The following is a 22,521-nucleotide window of genomic DNA, read 5'->3' on the forward strand; positions in this document are numbered from 1 at the left end:
CGTCAAGCGCATCCCGCCCGTCAAAGCCGTGACACTCAGCATACGCACAATGTGCGCATTAATCCTAACCCGCGCCCATCAAGATACGTTAAAATGATCTTTTCCAAACGATAGAAAAGGTGAATCATGTTAAAGAAGATCCGCACCGCATTGGCCGTGGCATTCGCTTTGACCGCCTGCGCCACCAGTCCGACAGGACGTTCACAGCTCATGCTGTTGCCCGACTCGCAGGTCGACCAGATGGGCCTGCAAGCCTTCGAAACGCTCAAACGCGACAAACCGATCAGCAACGATGCGCGTTTGAATCAAATTGCCAACTGCATCGCCGGCAATATTACCCAAAGCACCACCGGCGGCCGCTGGGAAGTCGTGGTGTTCGTGGATGATTCGTTCAACGCCTTCGCGTTGCCGGGCAACAAGATCGGCGTTTACACCGGCCTGTTCAATCTGATCGCCAATCAGGACCAGTTGGCCGCGGTCATCGGCCACGAGATCGGCCACGTACTGGCCAAGCACAGCGCGGAACGGGCCTCGCAGGAACTGGCCGTCAACTCGGGCATGTCGATGATTCAGGCGATGGGCAATCCCCAGTCGACGCTCGGCCAGGCCGCGTTCGGCATGCTCGGGCTCGGCGCCGAATACGGCGTGCTGATGCCTTACGGCCGGACCCAGGAAAGCGAAGCGGACATCATCGGCGTCGACCTGATGGCCAAAGCCGGCTTCGACCCGCGCCAAAGCATCAACCTGTGGCAACGGATGAGCCAGGCGACACAAGGGCAACAGACCGCCGAATTCCTGTCCACCCACCCGTCCAATGAAACCCGGATCCACGACCTCGAACAGCACATGCCCCAGGCAATGGGCTTTTATCAACAAGCGCAGGCGATGGGCCGACGCCCCCAATGCCAGTAAACGATGACGCCGTATCTGCACAAGCTCCAATCGTATCCGTTCGAAAAGCTGGCCGCGCTGAAGCAGGGCATAACACCGCCGGCCGGTAAGCGGCACATCGCCCTGTCGATCGGCGAACCGGCACATGCGACCCCGCACCTGATCCAGGAAGCCCTGCTGACGCACCTGAACGGCCTGTCGAATTATCCGACCACGAAAGGCCTGCCGGAACTTCGGCAGGCGATCGCCGTCTGGCTGGCCCGACGTTTCGGGCTCGCGGAAGGCCTGTTGAATCCCGAAGCGCAGATCCTGCCGGTCAGCGGCACCCGCGAAGCGTTGTTCTCGTTCGCCCAGTGCCTGATCGACCGCACCGCCGATCCGCTCGTGGTGATGCCGAATCCGTTCTATCAGATCTACGAAGGCGCGGCCCTGCTGGCGGGCGCGGAGCCTTATTTTCTGAACACGATCGCCGACAACGCTTATCTTCCCGATTTCGACGCCGTGCCCGAACACGTCTGGCGGCGCTGCCAGCTGCTGTACCTCTGCACGCCGGGCAATCCGAGCGGCGCGGTGATGCCGCGCGAAACACTGATCCGGTCGCTTGAACTCGCCGAAAAATACGACTTCGTGATCGCGTCGGACGAATGCTACAGCGAACTGTACGACGACGAAAACAGCCCGCCGCCGGGCCTGCTCGAAGCGGCGTTCGCGATCGGCAATACCGCCTTCAAACGCTGCGTGGCGTTCCACAGCCTGTCGAAGCGTTCGAACGCGCCCGGCCTGCGTTCCGGCTTCGTCGCGGGCGATGCGGCGATCCTGCGGGACTATTTCAAATACCGGACCTATCACGGCGCGGCAATGCCGCTGCCGACCCAGCATGCGAGCATCGCGGCGTGGGGCGACGAGAAACATGTGGCCGAGAACCGCCGCCTGTACCGCGAAAAGTTCGCCGCCGTAATCGGCATGCTGGGCGATGCGGTGCAACTGTCGAAGCCCCCCGCCGGCTTCTATCTCTGGATCGAAACGCCGATCGACGACACCGAATTTACGCGGCAATTGTTCGCTCGGGAAAACGTGACCGTGCTGCCCGGCAGCTATTTGTCCCGCGAGTTCGGCGGCCTCAATCCGGGCCGGAACCATGTCCGGATCGCGCTGGTCGCGCCGCTCGAAGAATGCGTCGAAGCGGCCTTCAGAATCAAAGATTTTCTTCACACACGATAAAAACCAACCATGTCCGATTTAGAAAACCTCATCAACGCCGCGTTCGAACAGCGCGCGGAGATCACGCCCGCTACCGTTTCGCCGGAAGTGCGCAATGCAGTGCAGGAGTGCCTGAACCTGCTCGACACCGGCAAGGCGCGCGTCGCCGAAAAAGTGAACGGCGACTGGGTTACCCACCAATGGCTGAAAAAAGCGGTGCTGCTGTCGTTCCGGATCAACGAAAACCGGCTGATGGACGGCGGCAACACCCGTTACTACGACAAGGTCGAATGCAAGTTCGCGAACTACAGCGAAGAAGACTTCGCGAAAGCCGGCGTCCGGGTGGTGCCGAACGCGGTCGCCCGCCGTGGTTCCTACATCGCGCCGGGCGCGATTCTGATGCCGTCCTACGTGAACATCGGCGCTTATGTCGACAGCGGCACGATGGTCGATACCTGGGTCACGGTCGGCTCCTGCGCGCAGATCGGCAAGAACGTGCATCTGTCCGGCGGCGTCGGCATCGGCGGCGTGCTGGAGCCCTTGCAGGCCGGCCCCACCATCATCGGCGACAACTGTTTCATCGGCGCGCGCTCCGAAATCGTCGAAGGCGTGATCGTCGAAGACGGCTGCGTGATTTCGATGGGCGTCTACATCGGCCAGAGCACCAAGATCTACAACCGGCTGACCGGCGAAATCACCTACGGGCGCATTCCGGCCGGCTCGGTCGTGGTTTCGGGCAACCTGCCGTCCTCGGACGGCAAATACAGCCTGTACTGCGCGGTGATCATCAAGCAGGTCGACGAAAAGACGCGCAGCAAGACCGGCATCAACGAACTGCTCCGCGACTGATCCTCCGCAACCGGGACAACTCCGTCCCGGTTTTCTTCCATTTAGCCTACCCCATTCCCATGAGCGAAAATCAACTGACCAATAACGCAATCATCTACGCCCTGCTGTCGCTGAACAGCGAAATCATCCTGCAGAAGGAATATCTGGAGTCGGACGACGTGCCGGAAGAAGACATCGACAACGAGCAGGACATCCTGGACGATCTGGAACAGGCGTTCATGGAATTCGTCGACGTCTACAAAAGCCGCTGCAAGGCCGACAAATCGCTGCCGGATCTCGACGAACTGTTGAACAGCCAGCTGTAATGGTCACGTTGTACGGAATCAAGAACTGCGACACCTGCAAGAAGGCGCGGCAATGGTTGGAACAGAACGGGGTTGAACACCGTTTTCACGATTTTCGCGCCGACGGCCTGACGCCGGAACTCTTGCAGCATTTCATCGACGGCCTCGGCTGGGAAAAGCTTCTGAACAAGAGCAGCACCAGTTGGAGACAGCTGAGCCCCGAACAGCAGGCCGATCCGACCCGCGAGAAAGCGGCCCGGCTGATGCTCGAAATCCCAACGCTGATCAAGCGCCCGATCCTGGACACCGGCAGCGCCCTGCAGCTCGGTTTCAAGGCCGACCAGTATGATTCGTTGAATCTGGCGGAAATAAAAGGATGAGCGCGACGCTGGAGTTATTGAAAGAACTGATCGGCCGCGCCTCGGTCACGCCAAAGGACGAAGGCTGCCAGGACGTGCTGGCCGCGCGGCTCGCGCCTTTGGGCTTTCGCGACGAACGGCTGAATTTTGCCAACACGCAGAATATCTGGCTGAGAAAAGGCGATACGAAACCGCTGTTCGTCTTTTTGGGCCATACCGATGTGGTCCCGGCCGGACCGCTGGAAGCCTGGCAATCGCCGCCATTCGAGCCGACGGTCCGCGACGGCAAATTGTACGGCCGCGGCGCGGCGGACATGAAAGGCAGCATCGCCGCGTTCACGACCGCGCTCGAGCGCTTTCTCGCCGCGCATCCCGACCATCGAGGCTCGATCGCCGTCATGATGACCAGCGACGAAGAAGGGATTGCGACGCACGGCGTCGTCAAGGTCGTCGAGGTGCTCGAAGCGAGAAATGAAAAGATCGACTGGTGCCTGGTCGGCGAGCCGTCCAGCGACCAGAAGATCGGCGACGTGATCCGGGTAGGGAGGCGCGGCTCGCTGTGCGCGAAACTGACCGTCAAAGGCATCCAGGGCCATGTGGCTTATCCGGAGTTGGCCGAAAACCCGATCCATACGTTCGTGCCGGCGCTGAAAGCATTGACCGAGGAGGTCTGGGACAAAGGCAACGCGTTTTTCCCGCCCACCACGCTTCAGATTTCCAACATCCATGCGGGCACCGGCGCGGAAAACATCATTCCCGGATCGGTCGAAGTGCTGTTCAACCTGCGCTTCTCCACCGAGCTGGACGAACGGACGATCAAGCAGCGTACGCAAGCGATCTTCGATAAGCACGGCCTGAACTACGCCATTGAATGGCGGCTGTCCGGCAATCCGTTTTTGACCGCGAAAGGCCGGCTGATCGAGGCGGCGCACGCGGCGATCAAATCGGTGACCGGCGATGACACGCACGACGACACCGGCGGCGGCACTTCGGACGGCCGCTTCATCGCGCCGACCGGCGCCGAGGTGATCGAGCTCGGGCCTTTGAACGCGAGCATTCACAAGGTCAACGAGCATGTCGGGCTTGAGGATTTGGAAATTTTGTCCTCGATCTACGAACAAGTATTGGTTAACCTGCTGACCTAGCAATCCTTGCGGTCAGAGACGAAAAGCCCTCTGACCGTCGTCCCGTTCCGCCGGCGCGAATTCATTTTATCGGCTAGGCCGCCGTGTTATCATCCTGAAAAACCGTTTCAGTCGATCGGAGCCTGGCCGCCATGCCCAAAATCACCCGCCTGTCCCAATTGGACTTGAATCAGACTTACAGCTATGCCGATTATCTGACCTGGCAGCTGGACGAAACGATCGAGTTGATCAAAGGCAAGATCATGCTGATGTCTCCCGCGCCGAATGTCGGGCACCAGCGCGTCTCCATCCGTTTGGCAGCCTTGTTATACAATTTTTTCAAGGGGAAAAAATGCCAGGTCTTTGCTGCGCCTTTCGACGTGCGTTTATATGACCGCAAAAAATCCGTCTTAGCCAGTAAAGACATCCATACCGTGGTACAACCCGATTTATGCGTCATCTGCGATACCGCCAAGCTGGATGTTCAAGGCTGCAACGGCGCTCCCGAATGGATCATCGAGATTCTTTCGAAAGGCAATTCCAAAAAAGAAATGCAGATCAAATATGAACTCTATGCGGAAAGCGGCGTGGGCGAATATTGGCTGGTCTATCCTTACGAACAGGCGATCTATCAATTCGTATCGGACAATAACGGACGTTATCGATTAAACGCCATGTACCCTAACAGCGGCATGGCAAAATCGCATCTATTTCCCGATCTCTCGATCGATTTGAGCGAAGTGTTTGAAGGCTTCGATGACGAATAAATCCGGCGTTCGGGTTGAATGGGCTCAACCCGAACAGTCTAATCCGCCCTTTACGGTAACGGCACCGAGACCGCAACCGGCGCACTCACATTCTGTCTGCGTCCGGCCGCCCAGAGCGGCAGCGCCATCACGCCAAGGCTGCCCAACCACCGCAACATCTGGCAGTTGGTCACCGTATAAAGCAGCGCGGTCTGCAGGCGGTCGCCGAAATCGGGATGGGCTTCGATGAAATCGTGGCCGATCATAAAGGCATAGGTTTCGCCGACGATCAGCGCCGGCACCGCCAGAATCAATGCGCCGGCCAGAAACCTCGGCGGCAGGAGGAAAATGACTGCCGCGATCAACAGCACCCAGCCCTGCATCTGGCTGTAAGTCAGTAAAGTGATGAAAGCGGCGTAAAGCCGGTCCGCGAAAATGGGGTAAGCGGTCGGGAAATTGGTGCCGGTCATCGTCAGATGCACTTCGAAAACGAGCAGCGCCGCGCCGGCCAGCGCCGCCCAGGCGCTCAGACGGCATGCGCGGAAACGCGAATTTTCCGTACCGCCGAGCATTTCGGCCAAAACCAGCCGCCAGTTGCGCTCCCCGCCGATGGCGCCGAGCGCGAGCAGCCCCAGCACACCGATTACTGGAATATAGATCAAAGGATAGGGAATGTTCAAATAGCGCCCGTTCAAGCCGAGCGCCTGGGCTTTATAGAAGGCCAGCGCGACAAAGGTCAAAAACAAATACCGGCTCCACACCGGCACGCAGGCGCAACGCTCCGCGCAGCGCAGAAGCTCCGCCCCCCGCTGCAGCAACAGCGCACCCAGCGCGATGCCCAAGGCGGCAATCGACAGGGCATGAAAGCGTTCCATATTGTTATAGCTAGTGTACCAGAGGTCGGCGGTCTGATTGACCTGCAGCGCGCTGAGCAGATGCGCGAAGCCGACGAAAGCCAAAAGCGGCAACGCCGAAAGCGCCGCCAGACGCTTCGCGTAAAATCCGACCGCGACCAAGGTCAGCAAACCCGCAAACAGGACCCGTTTCGGCCACTCCGGATTTTCGACGACCTTGCCGGTCAACGGAAACACCAGCTTGCGGTCGACCGAATACAATCCCCAGTTCGCGCCGACCACCCCTTCCAGCTTGCTTTTCCAGGGCTGGTTGAAGGCTTCGACGATGTTGATGTCGAAGCCGTGCTTGTTCGCGACCTGCACCAGCGAACGGATGAATTTCGCCTCGTTCACCACGCTCGGCACCGCCCAGCCGCGTTGGCGCCCCGCGCTCGGCCAGCCCGATTCGCCGATCAGGATCGGTTTGCCGGAATACGCCTCGCGGATGCGCTGGTAATTCTTCACGATATGCTCGGCGGTTTTGTCGACCGGCAACGGCTCGTCTTCCCAATACGGCAGGATGTGCACGGTGAAGAAATCGACTTCCTTCGCAATTTCGGGATAACGCATATAAAAAGACCAGACGTCCGCATAGGACACCGGCTGCCTGACCGCCTGCTTGACCCGGCGGATGTAGCTCAACAGCTGCTCGGGCTCGAGTTCTCCGCGCAGCAGCACCTCGTTGCCGACGATCACGCGCGTGATTACGTCCGGGTAGTCGTTCGCGGCCTTGATCAAAGCGGTAATCTCTTCCTCGTTTTCCTTCGCGACGGTCGGCCCGCCGATCCAGGCGCCCTGAATCATCTTCAGGCCGTATTTGCGCGCGATCGCCGGCACCCCGGTCAATCCTTTCGAACTCGCGTAGGTACGGATCGTATGGGTTTGGCCGGCCAACAACCGCAGATCCTCGTCAATTTCCTGCGAATTCGGAAAAACCAGCGTCAACGGACTATGATCCTCGCGAAACGGCGCGAACGATACGCTGTTGACCTTGCCGTCCGGTACGTCCACGCCGGCATCCTGCGGCAGATTGTTCAGCCAGGTAATCAAGGCATTGACGATGACTGCCAACGCAACCAACAAAAGAGTCCGGGCAATTTTCATAGATAGTAAGTGGAGGAAAGCGCTGGTGAAAATTTGTCCGCTATCATAGCGCCCGGGGCCGGGATTGCCAATGAGGATTGTAGAAGAGGACCGACAACCGTTCCCGGCTGATCGACATTCTCTATGGCACGAACCCAAAGGCCGGCGGAAAAAAGACTTTCGGTGAATAATCGTGTGGATTCAAGCGAAGTTAGTTGTGGATAAGGCTGTGTAAAAAATCGCGTATCGATTTATCCACAAGTTGTGAACAAATTGGCAGGGATTTTAACGACAGCTTACGCCATAAAACAAGTCCTTGATATTTAAATATTAACGACTCTTAAACACATAATTTTCCATAGTAGTAATAATAAATAGATTTTAGTTCCTTTCATCTTGTTATGATTAAAGCCTCGATACTCCGCCGTCACCCGACCCAGGGTTGAATACGATAGGGCTACGAGGAAGCATGGGAAAGCCAAGTCCGTTCAAAATCGTTAGCGGCAAGCGGATGCCCAAAGTGATAGCCCTGTGCAAGCATACATCCCAGCGAGAGAAGCGCGTCAACCTGCTCGGCCTGCTCGACTCCTTCGGCAAGCGTTTCCAACTCCATGCTTTTCCCCATCGCGATGATGGTGCTGACGGTTGCGTAGTCATTGCGGTCAGTCAGCATGTGGCGTATGAAGGAAATATCGATCTTCAATTTGTTTACCGGAAAACGCTGGAGATAGGAAAGTGAAGAATAGCCGGTACCGAAATCGTCGATCGAAAGTGCGAATCCGGCGGAGGCCAGCGCACGAGCGATGTCAACGGCGCGCTCAGGGTCACGCATCATGCCGTTTTCCGTGAGTTCCAGTTCGATGCGGTTGGCGGCAATGCGATGTTCGCGGGCAATGCGCAGCATCCGATCCACGAAATCGTCATCCTCGAATTGCCGAGTCGCGATATTAACGGCCACTTTGCCGGGCATTGGGTAATGCCGTTCCTGCCAAAGCCGCACTTGGTGGCATGCTTCGTGGAGCACCCATTCGCCCAAAGTGCCTATCAGACCGCGCTCTTCAGCGATAGGAATGAAATCTGTCGGAGAAATGACGCCTAACTGCGCGTCTTGCCATCTGGCCAATGCTTCGGCACCCGCAAGTCTGCCGTTCGACAAATGTATCTGGGATTGATAGAAGAGCTGTAGGCCGCCGTTCGACAGCGCCGCTTCCAGGCGTTTCGCCACGGCACGTTTCCGGACGAGGGCTTCGCCCATTTCGGCGCTGTAGAAGCAATAGCCGCCACCGCCGCCCTTGGCGCGGTACATTGCAATATCGGCATGTTTGAGCAATTCTTCGGTGGACCGTCCGTCTTCCGGAAAGATCGCAATACCAATGCTGGCGGAAATCGCGAAGCTCTGTCCATTGATCAGAAAGGGCGCGGAAAATGCGCGTCCGATGCGCTCTGCAATGTGGGAAGCGGCTTCGCTGGAATCGGATGCGATGATCACGAACTCGTCGCCGGAAAGTCTTGCCAGGGTCTCCTCCTCGCGCAACGCCAACCTCAGGCGATGGGCGACCTCCGAAAGCACGCGATCGCCCGTATCGTGTCCCAAGGTATCGTTAATTTCCTTGAAACGGTTGAGATCGAGAAACAGCAGGGAAAGCCTTTGAGCGCGACGCTCTGCCGCCGCCAGTTCATGTTTGAAGCGATCCATGAACAGGGCGCGATTGGGCAAGCCGGTCAGCATATCGTAAAAGGCCAGGTTTTCAATCCGTATCTCGGCGGCTTTGTGTTCGGTAATGTCTTGAACGGTACCCACCGCCCGAACCGGCTGGCAATCATCGTCGAACACCAGCGCAACGCGCTCTTCCATCCAGCGCGTTTCACCACGCGCCACGATGCGGTGCTGAATGCGATAGGGCACGCCCTTGATGGCTGCTTGCCAGGCAGTACGGAGCATCTCCCTGTCGTCCGGATGAACGTTGGCGAGGAAGGTGTCGTAACTGATCGGCGTATCTTGGGGAGGATCGAAGGGAAGATCGAAAAGGCGCCCAACTTCGGGCGTCCAGGTCAGCACCCCGGTCTTGAAATCCAACTTCCAGCTTCCGATATGGGTTATCTCCTGGGCGTGCAGCAAGGTGGCCTCGCTCTCTTTAAGGGCTTGTTGCAAGCGGACCTGCTCGGTGATGTCTTCCACAACGACCAATAACCGTGCTTCTTCCTCAAGGCGCATACCCGAAAGGGTAACGCGCACAGGATGGCGCGTGGACTCTCCGACCCGTCCCATTTCGAATAATAGGTCGTGCTGGGCCATGCCGGAATCGCACACTTCAGAGAGCTTGGCGCCAAGTCCATCGGCCGCGATAACGGCAAGCAGAGAGCGTCCGCGCAGATTGGCTTTGGACAAATCGAAGCGGTCGAGAAATGCGCGATTTGCGGAAAGTACGGTGAAATCGGAGGCCAAAACGCACAGTCCGTCCGGAATGGCGGAGAACACCCGTTCCGCGTACTCTTGGAGCGCCAGGATCATTCGCCTGTCGGTATGGATATAGGTATCGACGGCAAGCCCCATATCCAGCAGCACGACTTTGAGCAGCGACTGTAAGGCGGCAATGAAAGCCTCGTGATCCGCTCCCAGTTTTTGCCATATTTCAGGCATGAGATCGACGAGATATTTGGCATAGGCGCCGAGATACCATTGCGTTTCCAAACCGATGCGCTGATGGGCAATGCCGGCGCGCAAGCGGTTGCGAATATAGTCGGAGCCGTAATGTCCGGCCGTGAGAGTGCCGAAGTATTCGGCCTGAGCCTGTTGCAGTCGATCCAATATCGACGAGTCTGTAATGAAGCGGCGCGTTTCCGGGAAACTTAGCATATGCTCGCAGAAGCGCTTGGCGAATGTGGGCCCTCTATCCTCGAACGCTTCATGGAGCTTTTTTAGATGATGGACATCCGCTTCGGAGAAGCCGAGGAACGCTTTGCGTGTCGTCACCGCCGCCTCGCTCAGGCCGAGCGCGACGATCATGGATTCGACAGCCTCGCTGATTGGCTTTCTTCCTCCGGTCTTCATCGCCACCCATTCGGATGAAATAAACCTATCGCCGAGCTTGCTTGCTTGCGCAATATTTCTTCCATTTCACAATGATTGTTATTTTTCATGGACTCATCCGATTGCATGGCGGAGGTGCGCCAAACGTCTCGCAGAAAGCATGATACAACTGCCGTTCCAGAAGACGCCAGTTTGTGCTGACGGCACGATACCTTACTCTTGCACCTCCCCCCGCCAGAAGATCGGACAATAGTACATTACCGTTATTGCACCGTAAATGATCGGCCAAACGCTTGCGCAAATTTCGCGTCGAACCGATATATACGATCCGTGTCCGCTCGGCCGCAAGGGCGGCATCCTGCGGATCGGTTTCCTCGCGCAATACCGAGGAACGTATCTCATAAACGCCCGGATGCGACGGAATCGATCCGCTCACCGATTGCTGCGTCATCATCAGCAAGGGGGAAAATCCCTCGGTTGCCGCCAGATAATCTTCCTTTCCGGCCCGACGGCGCCGGTCCGGGATAGCGAGATAATGTCGAACGGCTGTCACGGAACGTCTCGACAGGGAAACACCCCATTGTTGCGCCAGAAGAGCCGCGATAGCGGCATCCGACAAGGGATGCTCGATCCGTCCTTCCATCAGCAAGGATTTTTCCCTTTTGATCAGAGCATCGACGCGATGGCAATTGAGTAATCGCTCGCTGGGAAAGAGTGTGCTCAATGGCTGCAGTTTTCCGTCCGCCATTCTGAAGGAGAGGCCGCGAACAAGGCGGGACAGACGACTGGCGTCGGCAACCTTGAGTAGATCGGCGCGCTCCAGGAGAATTCGCACCATGTGGATTTGCGGCAGAGTCGCCAATGTCATGGGATCGCCCGACATGAGGTAGTCGGCCTGAACATCGAGCAGGGTCCGGATCAGAGCATGTGTCATCCGGTTACGGTGATTGATGAGGTGAAGCCGATGAATCGTCGCAGCCAACTTCCGTGAGAGAGCGTGTGCCTGTCGTAGTTGCCCGATGGCAGACTCGTCGAGATGGTACTCGCGGACGAAACTGGGGCGGTAATAAACGAATTCCGGACGACCCGCCAGCAGGCATATTTCGCCAAGCCCGCCAGCCGACACGGACGGGTACTCGGGCGAATCTTCGTACAGAACGGCTCGGTCGAGCACCGATGCCTTCACATAGGGATGAAGTATCTGAAAGCAAGGCGAAGCTTCGGTTTTCTCTACACAGCGGTCATAAGTCTTGAGGGGTAGTGACAGGAATCTGGCGAAAACGATTTTGCCAAGGGTAGCCGCATCGAGCTTGCAGTTGGTTTTGGAGGTCAAAGTATCTCGGGTCGTCTCAGGAATATGGAAAACAAAGCGCGCGAAAGCCGGTTTTAAGGGCTTGCCAGCCCGAACTTGCCTGCGCCGGTCTTGGCGCCGCTACGCCAAAGGTAAGCGCCGGAGGTCGATGTGTTCCCAAACGCGCGGCGGCAGCAGCGCATCGTCGGCGGTACGGCCTGCTATACAGCGTATGCGTAGTCCGTTCCAAATGCAAGCATGTCTGAAACTGCTGCCGACGCTGAATTACTGGACACGTTGAACAACTTGCCCAGGATGAGGGCTGCCTGATAATTTATGGCCGCCCTTCCGCCAGCGGCCGGTTCCGGTGGCTGGAAGTGCCTGATCGCCGTGCCCGGTAAGTTGGAATCGTGCAATTCCTTGAAATTGAAAAACGTTCCTGGACAAGCCGAGCCTTTAGGGCATTGGCCGGACACGGATCAATGAAGTCGGATCAAAGTCGCCGATGGTTCAGATGTCCATGAACATCATCGGCAGCCCATAGGTCAGGACGAAATAGCTGAACGCCAGAATCAGGCTGGCGGCGCGATGGTAGGTGAAAACCCGGCGCAAGATGTAGGCGACGATCGCCAGATACCAAAGCACCAGAAAAACACCGATCAAGATCGAAATTTCTTCCGCATTTTCCCGGTGGTTCATCACCATCCAGAAATACAGCCCTTCGGTCACGGTCGCCAGCGTCATGATGAAGTTTTCGCAGACGAAAATCGCGGTGAATAGCTGGTAGAAGTATTGCCGTTTTTTGAGCAGCAGCAATAGAACGGTAATGGACGAAAACGCCATGATGGTCCTCAGCATCACCTCCAGCGAACCGTCCGCCGGATCCGCGATCAGGCCTTCGACGATCATGCCCGAGATGAGATAAAAAATCACTGTCTTCCACATGAACGACTTGGAAGGGGTCAAATCAAGCGGGTTATTGTGAAACCAGCAAAGCGCCAGATATTTGGTTAATAGACTCATGATCTAAATGCCGCACGAAAACAATGGTTATTAAGGGTCAACAAAACTATCCATTATAACGAGAGCGGAAGTTCATGGGTAGCGGTGGGCAGAAGGGCTGCCGCCTTGGGAAAAATCCGGCTAAGCGCCGAGTTCGGAGAGCAATTGCACCGTCATGCTCTCGGCCTGGCGCCGATAGCCATCGCCGAACAGATTCAGATGGTTCAGAACATGGTAGAGATTATAGAGCGTCTTGCGGACCGGATAGCCGGCATCGAGCGGCCAGCTTTCATTGTAAGCCTGATAGAAATCCTTGCCGTAGCCGCCGAACAGTTCGGTCATCGCGATATCGGCTTCGCGGTCGCCGTAATAACAGGCCGGGTCGAAAACGACCGGACGGCCCTGGCTGTCCGTTGCGCTGTTGCCGGCCCAAAGATCGCCGTGCAGCAGCGAGGGCTGCGGCCGATAGCCGTCGAAGAGCCCGGCCAAGACGCCGCACAGCCGTTTGCCCTGGGCTTGCAGACGGCCGGCGTAGCCGTTGCTGGCGGCCAGCCGCAACTGGTAACCAAGGCGCTGATCGCGCCAGAATGCAATCCAGTCGTCGCTGCGGGTATTGACTTGCGGCGTGCTGCCGATCGTGTTGTCCCGATGCCAGCCGAAATAAGGCTGCCGCGGCCGGTGCAAGTCGGCGAGCTGCTGTCCGAGAAGGCGCTGGGACTCCCGGGTCGAGGCGCCGAACTCCAGATATTCGAGCACAAGGTATGCCTGCGTCCCGGTTTCGCCATGAATGACCGGAGCCGGCGCGCGGATTGCGCCGACGGCCGCGATCTCCCGAAGGCCGGCGAATTCGGCCGCAAACATGTCCGCCAGCTCGCGCCGGTTCAGCTTGACGAAATACGACCGGTCCCGGCCTTGCAAACGGTAGGCCGAGTTGATGTCGCCGCCGCCCAGGGGCTGTGCGGCGGCAAAATGAAAGTCGCGGCCGGTTTCGAGACGGATTCGATCGGAAATCGCCTGCCAGTTCATTAGCGTTTTTACCCTGCGGAAAAGAATGAAGAGAACTCATAAAAAGAGCCGCGGCGGAAAACCTCGGAATCTCTACCGCAGCTCTCCAAGGTTTATTTCCGAGGGGTTTTGCGTGCTTTCTTTGTCTTGGCCTTGGCCTTGGCTTTGGACTGGATTCGAGGTTTAGCCTGGGTTTTCGCGGCAGCCTCGTGGTGGCCCTTCGGTTCATGCCGTTCGGTGGTTCTGCCCGCTTCCTGCGCCTCCTGATCGGTCCGCGTTTGCTTGTCGTTGTTGATTTCGCCGGATGCGGAACCCGGTTCCCGCGGCGTATCGCGAAATCCCCGCCGTTCCTCGGCCCGTGCCCTGCCGCGGACATTATCTTCGTCCCTCGACTGTCTATTGCGGGTGATTTCGCTCGATTCCCAACCTCCTCTCCTCTCCTGGCCGATATCCTTATCCTGTTGCGCATTAGCGCCGCCGGAAACGGCGAGCAACAAAACAATCCCGGACGTGGTAAAGCACCGAACAATTTTCATAAAGCCTCCAGTCTAAAATGCTGTTTCCGGAACCCGGCCGAAGCGAAGGCTTGGCAATCGAGAGCGCTATCCAATTTGAAATTCGATCTATGAAAATTCAAATCACAACGAACCGAAATAAGCCGACAGTGCCTTGATGTCGTCATCCGAAAGCCTGCTCGCCATGCCCTGCATGGGGCCGCCCTGACGGCTGCCTTCTTTGAAATGTTTCAATTGAGCTTCCAGATAGCCCGGATGCTGTCCCGCCAACCGGGGAATTTGCGCACTGCCTTGCCCTTGCGCGCCGTGGCAATGGAGGCAGATGCCGGCCTTTTCCTCGCCCGTTTTGGCCAGCGCGGTATCGCCGCCCGCTTTTGCGGCCGGTTGAGCGGCAAAATGAGCCGCCAGATTTTCGATATCCTGGTCGCTCAGATTCGCGGTCAGGCTTTGCATCATCGGATTTTTGCGGGTGCCGGATTTGAAAGCTTTCAATTGTACGGCCAGATAATCGGGTTGCTGGGCTGCCAGATTCGGCCATTGCGGATTGCTGCTTTTGCCGTTCGGGCCGTGGCAGCCGGCGCATATCGCCGCTTTTTCAGCGCCGGCCGCCGCATCGGCCGCCAGCGCCGGAACGGAATAGGAAGTAGCCAGTACCAGACACGCAGACACGGAATGCTTTAATGAAAACATACTCTACCTCTCATGACAGTTATTATTGGAATTAACTTTGATGGTAAATTTCCAAGCGGAAAGAATCTTTCAAATTCGTTCTCGCAGGTTTCTGGAACGCTGTGTATGCTTCGGCAACATACCATGTTGATCATTGGCTTACAAGCGGGTATCCGTGCCTGGCTCATCACCTATCAGTTTCAGATAAACTATCCCCCTCTGCAACTTTTGATTCAAGGTAAGCTTGGGAACTGTAAGAAAACTGGCGAATGAAGTGGAGCACGGGCTTGCGGGGGCACTTCCGAGGCTGCGCAAGACGGTGGTAGGGAAATTGGCGCTGGCCGTGGGTGCGATGATCGAAGGCCAGACGCCGAACACCGTGGAACTGGCCAATCTGCTGCCTTTGGAGACCGAGCGGCAGGACATGCGCGAACAATGGCTGAGGCGCTTGCTGAAGAATCCCTTGCTGCTCGCCCCGAGGGTGATGGAGCCGTTCACACGGGAGGCGCTGGCTAAGGCCGCGCGGAACGGCCAGACCGTGCTGCTGGCTATGGACCAGACTGACTTGGGCGACCGGATGGCGTTGCTGGTGGTGGCCCTGAGGGTCGGCGACCGGGCGCTGCCCTTAGTTTGGCGGGCGGAGGCGGGGCCGGCCAACATCGGCTTCGAGAGTCAGCAAAGGCTGCTGGAGCAGGTGCGGGCCTGGCTGCCTGCGGGGGCGCAGGTGCTGCTCTCGGCGGACCGGTTCTACCCCTCAGCCGCTCTGTTCGGCTGGGTCCAGACCCACGGTTGGGGTTACCGGCTGCGGCTGAAAGGCAACGTGCTGGCGGACACCGGACATGGCGACGAGACCATCACCGGTCAGTTGGCACAAGGCGTGGCGGAACGTTATCTGTCGGGGGTGAGGCTGTTCACACAGGGGCTCATGACGAACCTGGGCATCCTCCACGAAGCCGGGCATCCAGACCCTTGGATCATCGCGATGGACTGCCCTCCGTCGCGGGCGTCGGTGCTGGACTATGCCGCGCGCTGGGCCATCGAGCCGATGTTCTCCGACTTCAAGGGCCGGGGCTTCGACCTGGGGAGCTCACAGCTTTGGCACGCGGACCGCCTGGAGCGACTGGTCCTGATCATGGCGCTGGCGATGTACTGGTGCGTCCGCGTCGGCCAGGACGACGCCCTGGCGCGTCCGACGCCGCTCGAAAAAAAACCGGGGAACAAAGTGACCCCGACCATTGGAGCTTCAGGAAACTCCGCCGCAGCCTGGTCTCCTGGTTCATCCGCGGTCTGCGCCGACTGAAGCGCTGCCTGCAAAACGGCATCCCTTTGCCCGCCTTTTATGGAACGGGGTAAAGTGATAGGTGATGAGCCGTGCCTGGTAACACGAAAAACTCAGTGGGTGCAAAATCGTGCGTAATAAAGAAAATTCCTCCTTTCCTGAACCGATGATCGGTGTGGGTGGCCTCCTCTTCAACCGGCAGAACCAAGTGCTGCTGATCAAACGCAACAAACCGCCTTCGCAGGGATTATGGTCGGTTCCCGGCGGCAAACTCGAAGCCGGCGAGGGACTGACCGAATGCTGCCGGCGGGAAATCCGGGAAGAAACGGGACTCGACGTGAATGTACTGTCGCTGATTGCGGTGGTCGAACGGCGCGTCGAAAACTTCCATTATGTGATCGTCGATTTTCTGGTCGAACTGCGCGATGAATGCGCGAATACTCCCTGCGCCGCCAGCGATGTCACGGAAGCGCGCTGGATCAACCTCGAAAATCTCGAAAACTACCCCCTGGCCGCCGGACTATCCGAAATCATCCGGAGGACCGCAGTCCGTCGAAATGAGGGACTGCTTGCCCCGGAAGATTCGGCCACCGATTTCATCCTGCCAATGGATCGGTAACGGCCTGAGGCTTTTTGCTGCGGCCGTTTAGCACGACATGGGCTTTGTGCTTTTTGATCTTTTCCTTGCCATGTAGATCAATCAGTTGAACTTTGATATTGTCATCCGGCGCGGTGGTCAAGAAACCCTCGATCGTTTCGACGATATCAGGATCGATGAACCCCGCCTTGCTTGCGTCGATCACGACTGTGCTGTCTGCCTCGATACGTAAAATAAATTTGCGCAGCAACGCCTTGTTCAAGAACGAAACATCCTTATTGAGAGAAAGCACATAATGCGATCCGTCTTGCGTCAGGGTGATCGCGGCATGGTAATTCGCAATGATCACGAAAATCAACCCGACCGCCATGCCGATCGCCATGCCTTCCAACAAGTCGGTTGCCAGAATCGCGCAGACCGTAATCACGAAAGGCAGAAACTGGCCCCATCCTTTCTTGTAAAAGTGCATGAATACCTTCGGTTTTGCCAGTTTATAACCGGTTTGCAGCAAAATCGCCGCCAGACAGGCCAAAGGGATGTAATTCAAATATTGCGAAAAGAACAACAAACTGATCAATAAGCACAAACCATGCACGAAGCAGGCGATACGGGTCCTGCCGCCCGCATTGATGTTTGCGGAACTGCGCACGATCACGGCGGTGATGGGCAGGCCGCCGATAAAGCCGCTGATCATATTGCCGATGCCTTGCGCCCTCAGTTCGCGATTGGTCGGCGCGATGCGTTTTAACGGATCGAGTTTATCGACCGCCTCGAGGCTCAACAGGGTTTCCAGACTTGCAATAATGGTCATTGTCACCGCGACGGTATAAATCTGGGAATTGGCGAGAAAACTCCAATCGGGAAATACAAACTGATCGAAAAACGCGGTCGGATGATCCAAAACGGGCAAAGTCACCATGTGTTTGAGGTTGTTGACCGCCCACTCCGGAGCGAATTTCATCGCCGCCAGGTTATATCCCACGCCCCAGACCACCGCCACCAACGGCCCGGGGATCAAATTGAAAAGCTTGCGCTTCTTGAACCAGGATAATTCCCAGATGATCATGATCAGCAGGGCGACCGAACTGATTACGAGCGCGCCGGGCGAGATCGCTCTCAATGAATCGACCATCGCATGCAGGCTGGACAAGGCTGTATCGGCCATATAGCTTTCATCGCCCTCGAAACTCGAGTCGTAACCTGCCGCATGCGGCAACTGCTTCATGATCAGGATCAGACCGATTGCCGCCAGCATTCCTTCTATCACTGAGGCAGGAAAGAAGGAGGCAATGATGCCCGCCCGCAAAAAACCCAGGACCATCTGGAGAAAACCTGCTATGACAAGCGCCGTCAGAAAGCCTTGAAAGCTGCCGAGTTGCTCGATTGCATTCAGGACGATCACGGTCAAACCGGCGGCAGGCCCCGAAACGCTGAGCTGCGAACCGCTGAGCCAGGCGATCACGAGACCGCCGACCAGGCCCGCCAGCAAGCCTGAAAACAGCGGCGCGCCCGAAGCGAGCGCTATACCCAGACAGAGCGGCAACGCCACCAGGAAGACAACGATACCGGAAGGTATGTCCCCCTTCAAATGGCTCGTATAGTATTGAAGGTGTTTGTGTATCATGGATTGACTCCTTATCAAAGACGAGGCAGTAAGACCTTGACGTTTAGTATACTAGTTTCGAATCGATACTATAAAGAAAAATTTATATACCTTGTTAATTATATTCTTCATTTAGAACAACCAAGCCTTTGCCTTTTCCTTGATTGCCGTAACACCCGGATGCGAAATTTTACGCTGTAACGAAATTCCATAATACCGAACGATTGCTTCTTCGACCTCGCCGATTGCCATCAATTCATGTTTTCTTTCGACCTCGGCCCTGATTGAGGTCGGCGCGGCAATCATGCCCACCCCCGCCTGGGCGAACTCCTTCATCAATGCGCTATCTTCGAATTCGCCGACAATGGCCGGATGGATGCGCCATTTGTCGAACCAGCGCTGCAAATGCGTCCGGATGCCCGTGTTCGAAGCCGGCAATAACAGCGGCATATTGTCCAGGCAATAAGGAAATTCGCCCCGCAAGCGCTCCCTCAAAGCCCTTGAGGCGAAAATGCTCAGGCCGGATTCGCCCAAGGGATCGCAATAGCCGCGAAAATCCAGATCCGATGAAATCGGGCTGTCCGAAATGACCAGATCGAGTTTATGCAGCAGCAAATCGCTCAGCAAGGCATCCAGATCGTTTTCGCGGCAATTGAAATGAATTGCATCCGGAATATGCAGCGCCGGCTCCAATAAACGGTATGCAATCGATTTGGGCACCACGTTGTCGATGCCGATCTTGAATGCCAGGGAGGATTTCTTAGGTCGGTGGCGGACCGCGTTTTGCAGTTCGCTGCCCAGCGAAAATATTTCATCCGCATAGGAAAAGGCCAGCCGTCCGGCATCGGTCAGTTCCAGATGGCGGCCGATCCGGTCGAACAATGTCACGCCCATCGCTTCCTCCAGGCAACTTAGCTGGCCGCTGATCGTTTGCGGGGTCAAATGCAATTGCGCGCTGGCCTTGACGATGCTTTTTTCCTTCGCGACCATCCAGAAATAATGCAAATGTTTGTAATTGATCATGACTTAGCCTTTACTTTCCAGAAAATAAAAACTCCAGGCAGAGACTTTTTATCTTTTTCCCAACAAAAGCAGACTTATCGGACACAGTGCCGACCCCTGGCGAGACTGCCGTCCCATTTTATGGCAATGCCGCAGCGCAAACGAATACAAATACAAAATGACCAGACGCTTGAAAAGCAATAATTATATCGGTTCGAAACTATTCGGTTTTGTCGATTATTATGCAGTATACACTGACTTGATAAGAGCGCAATTTTGATAATGCATCGAATTTTTCGATCATTTCATTAAAGATATTCTGCTTTCCAAATTTCTCGGGTCAGGTTAAGTTATGCTCCCATTGATTAACGACACTAACCACGCCGCTTCGAAGGCTTTCCGACACCGGCTAACGCAGCCTTACCCGATCCATGACATCGCTTATGCCGGCACGGAGCGGCGCTCTCTCGGAAATGCGCCAGTCCGGAAGCCGTATATTGGCAACCCCATTAAATCGACGATTTTTAGCTGCACTTAAAAAACTTCTCTTTTTCAGAAATTCAAAGGACTATCCGATGAGCAAACTGATTGATCTTCTTCTGAAAATTCAATACTTGACTCCATTCCAGCGCAAAACTTACGTAAGCTCCGGGTTGATCGGCAGCCTTATCCTGGTGCCCGACCTCTATTTGGCCGGCGCCCACTACACGCTGGAATTTCTGCATATCTTCTACGAATCGCTGTGTTTCATGCTCGAAGAGCTGATCGGACATAGCCTCCACCTCAGCAAGTACCATAGCCAGCTGATCCTGTTTTATGCGCAAGTCGTGATCGTTGCGGGTTTAGCCTATAAAATATGGCGAACGGCGCCCAGGCTTTATCACCGCACCACTGCGTATCTTCGTGCTTCCTGGCTGAAAACGATCAAGGACGGCAAACAGTTCTGGGCCGAGCTGCCCGGCCGCAAACGGATAAAAGTGCTGGCCGGGTGCATGGCCGGCATGTTCGGCTTGTATTTCTGGGCCACCAGCTGAATCTTTCGTCAGCGAATTCCCGATTTAAGTTGTTATTGATCACGGTCCTGATCAAGTCCTTCGGCAGGCTCCCCGCGCTTATCGAAGGGTTCGGACTAAGCGGAGCCGAAGCTTCAGCGGGCCGGCGCAATATCGGTGATCTCCAAGAAACGCGCAGGCAATCACGCTATTGGAGCTTCTGCCTTTTATCGAAGCCATTAAGCCGGTTTGAAACATTCGAGACAACCTTGCATGACTGCCTTTGGAAACATCCCCAAACGTTACGGACGGGATCATATCCCGTCCGGCATTTGGACCGTTGGCGCGCTGCGTGGATCTTCGGAAAAAAGGACATAGCGCGATTGCCCTGAAGAAACGCTCCCTATGACGCCAAACCGGTCAAGAATCTGATATATTGGCAGCCTGTCGCCAATGGCGTCGTTTGTCGGCTCAATAACAACGGTTTCTCCGTTCTCCCACACCCTGTTATGTTACGAAAAATCCTTATCGCGAACCGCGGCGAAATCGCGGTGCGCATCATTCGCGCCTGTGCCGAGATGGGTATCCGCTCGGTGGCGATCTATTCCGAGGCCGACCGGTTTGCGCTGCATGTCAAGAAAGCCGACGAATCCTACTGCATCGGCAGCGAGCCGGTCGCGGGTTACCTGAACGTCTACGGGCTGGTCAATCTGGCCGCCGCCACCGGCTGCGACGCGATCCACCCGGGTTACGGCTTTCTTTCCGAAAACGCGCAATTCGCCAAGGCCTGCGCCGACCGCGGACTGATCTTCATCGGCCCTGCGGCCGAGGTGATCGAGCGAATGGGCGACAAGACCGAAGCCCGCAAAGCGATGATTGCGGCGGGCCTGCCGGTCACGCCCGGTTCCGCCGGGAACCTCGATACGGTAGACGAAGCGCTCGAAGTGGCCGAAGCCATCGGCTACCCGGTGATGCTGAAAGCGACTTCGGGCGGCGGCGGGCGCGGCATCCGCCGCTGCGATTCGGCCGAAGAACTTCGGCGCAATTACGACCGGGTGATTTCCGAGGCCGGCAAGGCGTTCGGCCGGGCCGAAGTATTTCTCGAAAAATGCATCGTGAACCCGCGCCATATCGAAGTGCAGGTGCTTGCGGACCAGCACGGCAACACGATTCATCTGTACGAACGCGATTGTTCGATCCAGCGCCGCAATCAGAAACTGATCGAGATCGCGCCGTCGCCGCAGCTCGGCGAAGCGCAGCGCCAATATATCGGCGGACTTGCGGTGCTCGCCGCCAAAGCGGTCGGTTACACGAACGCCGGCACGGTCGAATTCCTGCTCGACGACCAGGACCGTTTCTATTTCATGGAAATGAACACGCGCGTGCAGGTCGAGCATACGATCACCGAAACGATCACCGGCGTCGATATCGTCGAGGAGCAGATCCGGGTCGCGGCCGGCCTGCCTTTGCGCTTCCGGCAGGAAGAAATTCGCCGGCGCGGCTACGCGATCCAGTTTCGGGTCAACGCCGAAGATCCGCAAAACAATTTCCTGCCCAGCTTCGGGCGCATCTCGCGCTATTACGCGCCGGGCGGGCCCGGCGTCCGGACCGATACCGCGATTTATACCGGCTATGAAATACCGCCGTTCTACGATTCGATGCTCGCCAAGGTAATCGTCAGCGCGCTGAGCTGGGAGGATGCGATCAAACGCGGCGAACGGGCGCTGCGCGACATGGGCCTGTTCGGGATCAAGACCACGATTCCTTATTATCTCGAAATTCTGCGCCACCCCGAGTTCCGCTCGGGGCAGTTCGATACCGGATTCGTCGAAAAGCACCCGGAGCTGATCCATTATTCGCACAAACCCCGGCCCGAAGTACTGGCCAGCGTGATCGCGGCCGCGATGGCCGCGCATACCGGCCTTTGATTTTAATGTCCACAAAAAGAAAAATGAGACGGGGGATTGGGTGCAAAAAGCCGGTAGAGCGGGCAGACCGCTTCATCGTTTGCCTACCCTTCGCTTGGATCGCTATTCGACGGTACGTGCTGTGAACGTTTTCGTGCCTTTCGTGGACAATGTTAGTCTCTGCTGATCAAGACCCAA

General features: G+C 56.7%; 21 protein-coding genes. 12 read left to right on the top strand and 9 right to left on the bottom strand.

Translation table 11 applies throughout. The features are described 5' to 3' along the window. Positions 1 to 126: 126 nt before the first annotated feature. From METAL_RS00330 to METAL_RS00360, 7 genes are all read left to right on the top strand, one after another. Positions 127 to 912: a M48 family metallopeptidase gene (locus tag METAL_RS00330; RefSeq protein WP_005368481.1), complete on the top strand. Its 786-nt coding sequence runs from the start codon at positions 127 to 129 to the stop codon at positions 910 to 912. A 3-nt stretch (positions 913 to 915) separates the two neighbouring features. Further along, complete coding sequence (gene dapC, locus METAL_RS00335; protein WP_005368483.1) at positions 916 to 2,112, top strand: succinyldiaminopimelate transaminase; 1,197 nt, start codon at positions 916 to 918, stop codon at positions 2,110 to 2,112. Positions 2,113 to 2,121: 9 nt separating this feature from the next. After that, complete coding sequence (gene dapD, locus METAL_RS00340; protein WP_005368485.1) at positions 2,122 to 2,940, top strand: 2,3,4,5-tetrahydropyridine-2,6-dicarboxylate N-succinyltransferase; 819 nt, start codon at positions 2,122 to 2,124, stop codon at positions 2,938 to 2,940. A 59-nt stretch (positions 2,941 to 2,999) separates the two neighbouring features. After that, entirely contained in the window at positions 3,000 to 3,245 is a 246-nt protein-coding gene (locus METAL_RS00345; RefSeq protein WP_005368487.1) for a hypothetical protein, read from the top strand. Beyond that, positions 3,245 to 3,604 carry an ArsC family reductase gene (locus METAL_RS00350; protein WP_005368488.1) on the top strand — a complete coding sequence of 120 codons (360 nt, stop codon included), beginning with the start codon at positions 3,245 to 3,247 and terminating at the stop codon, positions 3,602 to 3,604. Before METAL_RS00345 ends, METAL_RS00350 begins: the two co-directional genes overlap by 1 nt. Next, entirely contained in the window at positions 3,601 to 4,728 is a 1,128-nt protein-coding gene (dapE, locus tag METAL_RS00355) for a succinyl-diaminopimelate desuccinylase (RefSeq protein ID WP_005368489.1), read from the top strand. Before METAL_RS00350 ends, dapE begins: the two co-directional genes overlap by 4 nt. Positions 4,729 to 4,859: 131 nt before the next feature. Further along, positions 4,860 to 5,474, top strand: a complete 615-nt coding sequence (locus METAL_RS00360; RefSeq protein WP_005368491.1) for a Uma2 family endonuclease — start codon at positions 4,860 to 4,862, stop codon at positions 5,472 to 5,474. A gap of 50 nt (positions 5,475 to 5,524) precedes the next feature. Here METAL_RS00360 and METAL_RS00365 read toward each other — a convergent pair whose 3' ends face one another. The 7 genes from METAL_RS00365 to METAL_RS00395 all read right to left on the bottom strand — a co-directional run bounded on the left by METAL_RS00365 (position 5,525) and on the right by METAL_RS00395 (position 14,963). Then, positions 5,525 to 7,450 carry a glycoside hydrolase family 17 protein gene (locus tag METAL_RS00365; RefSeq protein WP_005368493.1) on the bottom strand — a complete coding sequence of 642 codons (1,926 nt, stop codon included), beginning with the start codon at positions 7,448 to 7,450 and terminating at the stop codon, positions 5,525 to 5,527. 436 nt (positions 7,451 to 7,886) lie between these two features. After that, positions 7,887 to 10,436: an EAL domain-containing protein gene (locus METAL_RS00370; protein ID WP_005368494.1), complete on the bottom strand. Its 2,550-nt coding sequence runs from the start codon at positions 10,434 to 10,436 to the stop codon at positions 7,887 to 7,889. A gap of 130 nt (positions 10,437 to 10,566) precedes the next feature. Beyond that, positions 10,567 to 11,793, bottom strand: coding sequence for a GIY-YIG nuclease family protein (locus METAL_RS00375; RefSeq protein WP_005368500.1), 1,227 nt, complete (start codon positions 11,791 to 11,793; stop codon positions 10,567 to 10,569). 468 nt (positions 11,794 to 12,261) lie between these two features. Then, positions 12,262 to 12,774, bottom strand: coding sequence for a hypothetical protein (locus METAL_RS00380; protein ID WP_005368503.1), 513 nt, complete (start codon positions 12,772 to 12,774; stop codon positions 12,262 to 12,264). Between the two features lie 120 nt (positions 12,775 to 12,894). Next, positions 12,895 to 13,779 (bottom strand): fructosamine kinase family protein, encoded by an 885-nt coding sequence (locus METAL_RS00385; RefSeq protein WP_005368504.1) that lies wholly within the window; start codon positions 13,777 to 13,779, stop codon positions 12,895 to 12,897. 92 nt (positions 13,780 to 13,871) lie between these two features. After that, entirely contained in the window at positions 13,872 to 14,294 is a 423-nt protein-coding gene (locus tag METAL_RS00390; RefSeq protein ID WP_005368506.1) for a hypothetical protein, read from the bottom strand. 102 nt (positions 14,295 to 14,396) lie between these two features. Beyond that, positions 14,397 to 14,963, bottom strand: a complete 567-nt coding sequence (locus tag METAL_RS00395) for a c-type cytochrome (protein ID WP_005368508.1) — start codon at positions 14,961 to 14,963, stop codon at positions 14,397 to 14,399. A gap of 12 nt (positions 14,964 to 14,975) precedes the next feature. On the opposite strand from METAL_RS00395, the gene METAL_RS20250 reads away from it, so the two are divergent. The 3 genes from METAL_RS20250 to METAL_RS00405 all read left to right on the top strand — a co-directional run bounded on the left by METAL_RS20250 (position 14,976) and on the right by METAL_RS00405 (position 16,840). Continuing rightward, on the top strand, positions 14,976 to 15,215 hold the full coding sequence (locus METAL_RS20250; RefSeq protein WP_157203401.1) for a hypothetical protein: 240 nt from the start codon (positions 14,976 to 14,978) through the stop codon (positions 15,213 to 15,215). Positions 15,216 to 15,273: 58 nt separating this feature from the next. Next, complete coding sequence (locus METAL_RS00400) at positions 15,274 to 16,242, top strand: transposase (RefSeq protein WP_245549398.1); 969 nt, start codon at positions 15,274 to 15,276, stop codon at positions 16,240 to 16,242. 109 nt (positions 16,243 to 16,351) lie between these two features. Continuing rightward, positions 16,352 to 16,840 (top strand): NUDIX hydrolase, encoded by a 489-nt coding sequence (locus METAL_RS00405; protein WP_245549433.1) that lies wholly within the window; start codon positions 16,352 to 16,354, stop codon positions 16,838 to 16,840. On the opposite strand, the gene METAL_RS00410 is transcribed toward METAL_RS00405, so the two are convergent. Together METAL_RS00410 and nhaR are read right to left on the bottom strand one after the other, a co-directional pair. Then, complete coding sequence (locus tag METAL_RS00410; RefSeq protein WP_005368518.1) at positions 16,818 to 18,443, bottom strand: SulP family inorganic anion transporter; 1,626 nt, start codon at positions 18,441 to 18,443, stop codon at positions 16,818 to 16,820. The two genes, METAL_RS00405 and METAL_RS00410, sit on opposite strands and share 23 nt — an antisense overlap. Positions 18,444 to 18,554: 111 nt before the next feature. Further along, on the bottom strand, positions 18,555 to 19,445 hold the full coding sequence (nhaR, locus tag METAL_RS00415) for a transcriptional activator NhaR (RefSeq protein ID WP_005368520.1): 891 nt from the start codon (positions 19,443 to 19,445) through the stop codon (positions 18,555 to 18,557). A gap of 554 nt (positions 19,446 to 19,999) precedes the next feature. Between nhaR and METAL_RS00420 the strand changes: the two genes are divergently transcribed. Both METAL_RS00420 and METAL_RS00425 read left to right on the top strand, forming a co-directional pair. Beyond that, positions 20,000 to 20,458 carry a hypothetical protein gene (locus METAL_RS00420; RefSeq protein ID WP_005368523.1) on the top strand — a complete coding sequence of 153 codons (459 nt, stop codon included), beginning with the start codon at positions 20,000 to 20,002 and terminating at the stop codon, positions 20,456 to 20,458. 467 nt (positions 20,459 to 20,925) lie between these two features. After that, positions 20,926 to 22,344, top strand: coding sequence for an acetyl-CoA carboxylase biotin carboxylase subunit (locus METAL_RS00425; RefSeq protein WP_005368526.1), 1,419 nt, complete (start codon positions 20,926 to 20,928; stop codon positions 22,342 to 22,344). The last annotated feature ends 177 nt before the right edge of the window (positions 22,345 to 22,521 follow it).

It is taken from the genome of Methylomicrobium album BG8 (genome assembly GCF_000214275.2).
GTDB classification, from domain to species: Bacteria; Pseudomonadota; Gammaproteobacteria; order Methylococcales; family Methylomonadaceae; genus Methylomicrobium; species Methylomicrobium agile.

What these genes read in the sequence shown, in the direction of transcription:
- METAL_RS00420 (WP_005368523.1), top strand. Translation starts at nt 20,000, where the DNA reads ATGAGCAAACTGATTGATCTTCTTCTGAAAATTCAATACTTGACTCCA.
- nhaR (WP_005368520.1), bottom strand. Translation starts at nt 19,445, where the DNA reads ATGATCAATTACAAACATTTGCATTATTTCTGGATGGTCGCGAAGGAA.
- METAL_RS00385 (WP_005368504.1), bottom strand. Translation starts at nt 13,779, where the DNA reads ATGAACTGGCAGGCGATTTCCGATCGAATCCGTCTCGAAACCGGCCGC.
- METAL_RS00345 (WP_005368487.1), top strand. Translation starts at nt 3,000, where the DNA reads ATGAGCGAAAATCAACTGACCAATAACGCAATCATCTACGCCCTGCTG.
- METAL_RS00395 (WP_005368508.1), bottom strand. Translation starts at nt 14,963, where the DNA reads ATGTTTTCATTAAAGCATTCCGTGTCTGCGTGTCTGGTACTGGCTACT.
- METAL_RS00380 (WP_005368503.1), bottom strand. Translation starts at nt 12,774, where the DNA reads ATGAGTCTATTAACCAAATATCTGGCGCTTTGCTGGTTTCACAATAAC.
- METAL_RS00330 (WP_005368481.1), top strand. Translation starts at nt 127, where the DNA reads ATGTTAAAGAAGATCCGCACCGCATTGGCCGTGGCATTCGCTTTGACC.
- dapD (WP_005368485.1), top strand. Translation starts at nt 2,122, where the DNA reads ATGTCCGATTTAGAAAACCTCATCAACGCCGCGTTCGAACAGCGCGCG.
- METAL_RS00390 (WP_005368506.1), bottom strand. Translation starts at nt 14,294, where the DNA reads ATGAAAATTGTTCGGTGCTTTACCACGTCCGGGATTGTTTTGTTGCTC.
- METAL_RS00425 (WP_005368526.1), top strand. Translation starts at nt 20,926, where the DNA reads ATGTTACGAAAAATCCTTATCGCGAACCGCGGCGAAATCGCGGTGCGC.
- dapE (WP_005368489.1), top strand. Translation starts at nt 3,601, where the DNA reads ATGAGCGCGACGCTGGAGTTATTGAAAGAACTGATCGGCCGCGCCTCG.
- METAL_RS20250 (WP_157203401.1), top strand. Translation starts at nt 14,976, where the DNA reads ATGACAGTTATTATTGGAATTAACTTTGATGGTAAATTTCCAAGCGGA.
- METAL_RS00365 (WP_005368493.1), bottom strand. Translation starts at nt 7,450, where the DNA reads ATGAAAATTGCCCGGACTCTTTTGTTGGTTGCGTTGGCAGTCATCGTC.
- METAL_RS00370 (WP_005368494.1), bottom strand. Translation starts at nt 10,436, where the DNA reads ATGATCGTCGCGCTCGGCCTGAGCGAGGCGGCGGTGACGACACGCAAA.
- METAL_RS00410 (WP_005368518.1), bottom strand. Translation starts at nt 18,443, where the DNA reads ATGATACACAAACACCTTCAATACTATACGAGCCATTTGAAGGGGGAC.
- dapC (WP_005368483.1), top strand. Translation starts at nt 916, where the DNA reads ATGACGCCGTATCTGCACAAGCTCCAATCGTATCCGTTCGAAAAGCTG.
- METAL_RS00350 (WP_005368488.1), top strand. Translation starts at nt 3,245, where the DNA reads ATGGTCACGTTGTACGGAATCAAGAACTGCGACACCTGCAAGAAGGCG.
- METAL_RS00360 (WP_005368491.1), top strand. Translation starts at nt 4,860, where the DNA reads ATGCCCAAAATCACCCGCCTGTCCCAATTGGACTTGAATCAGACTTAC.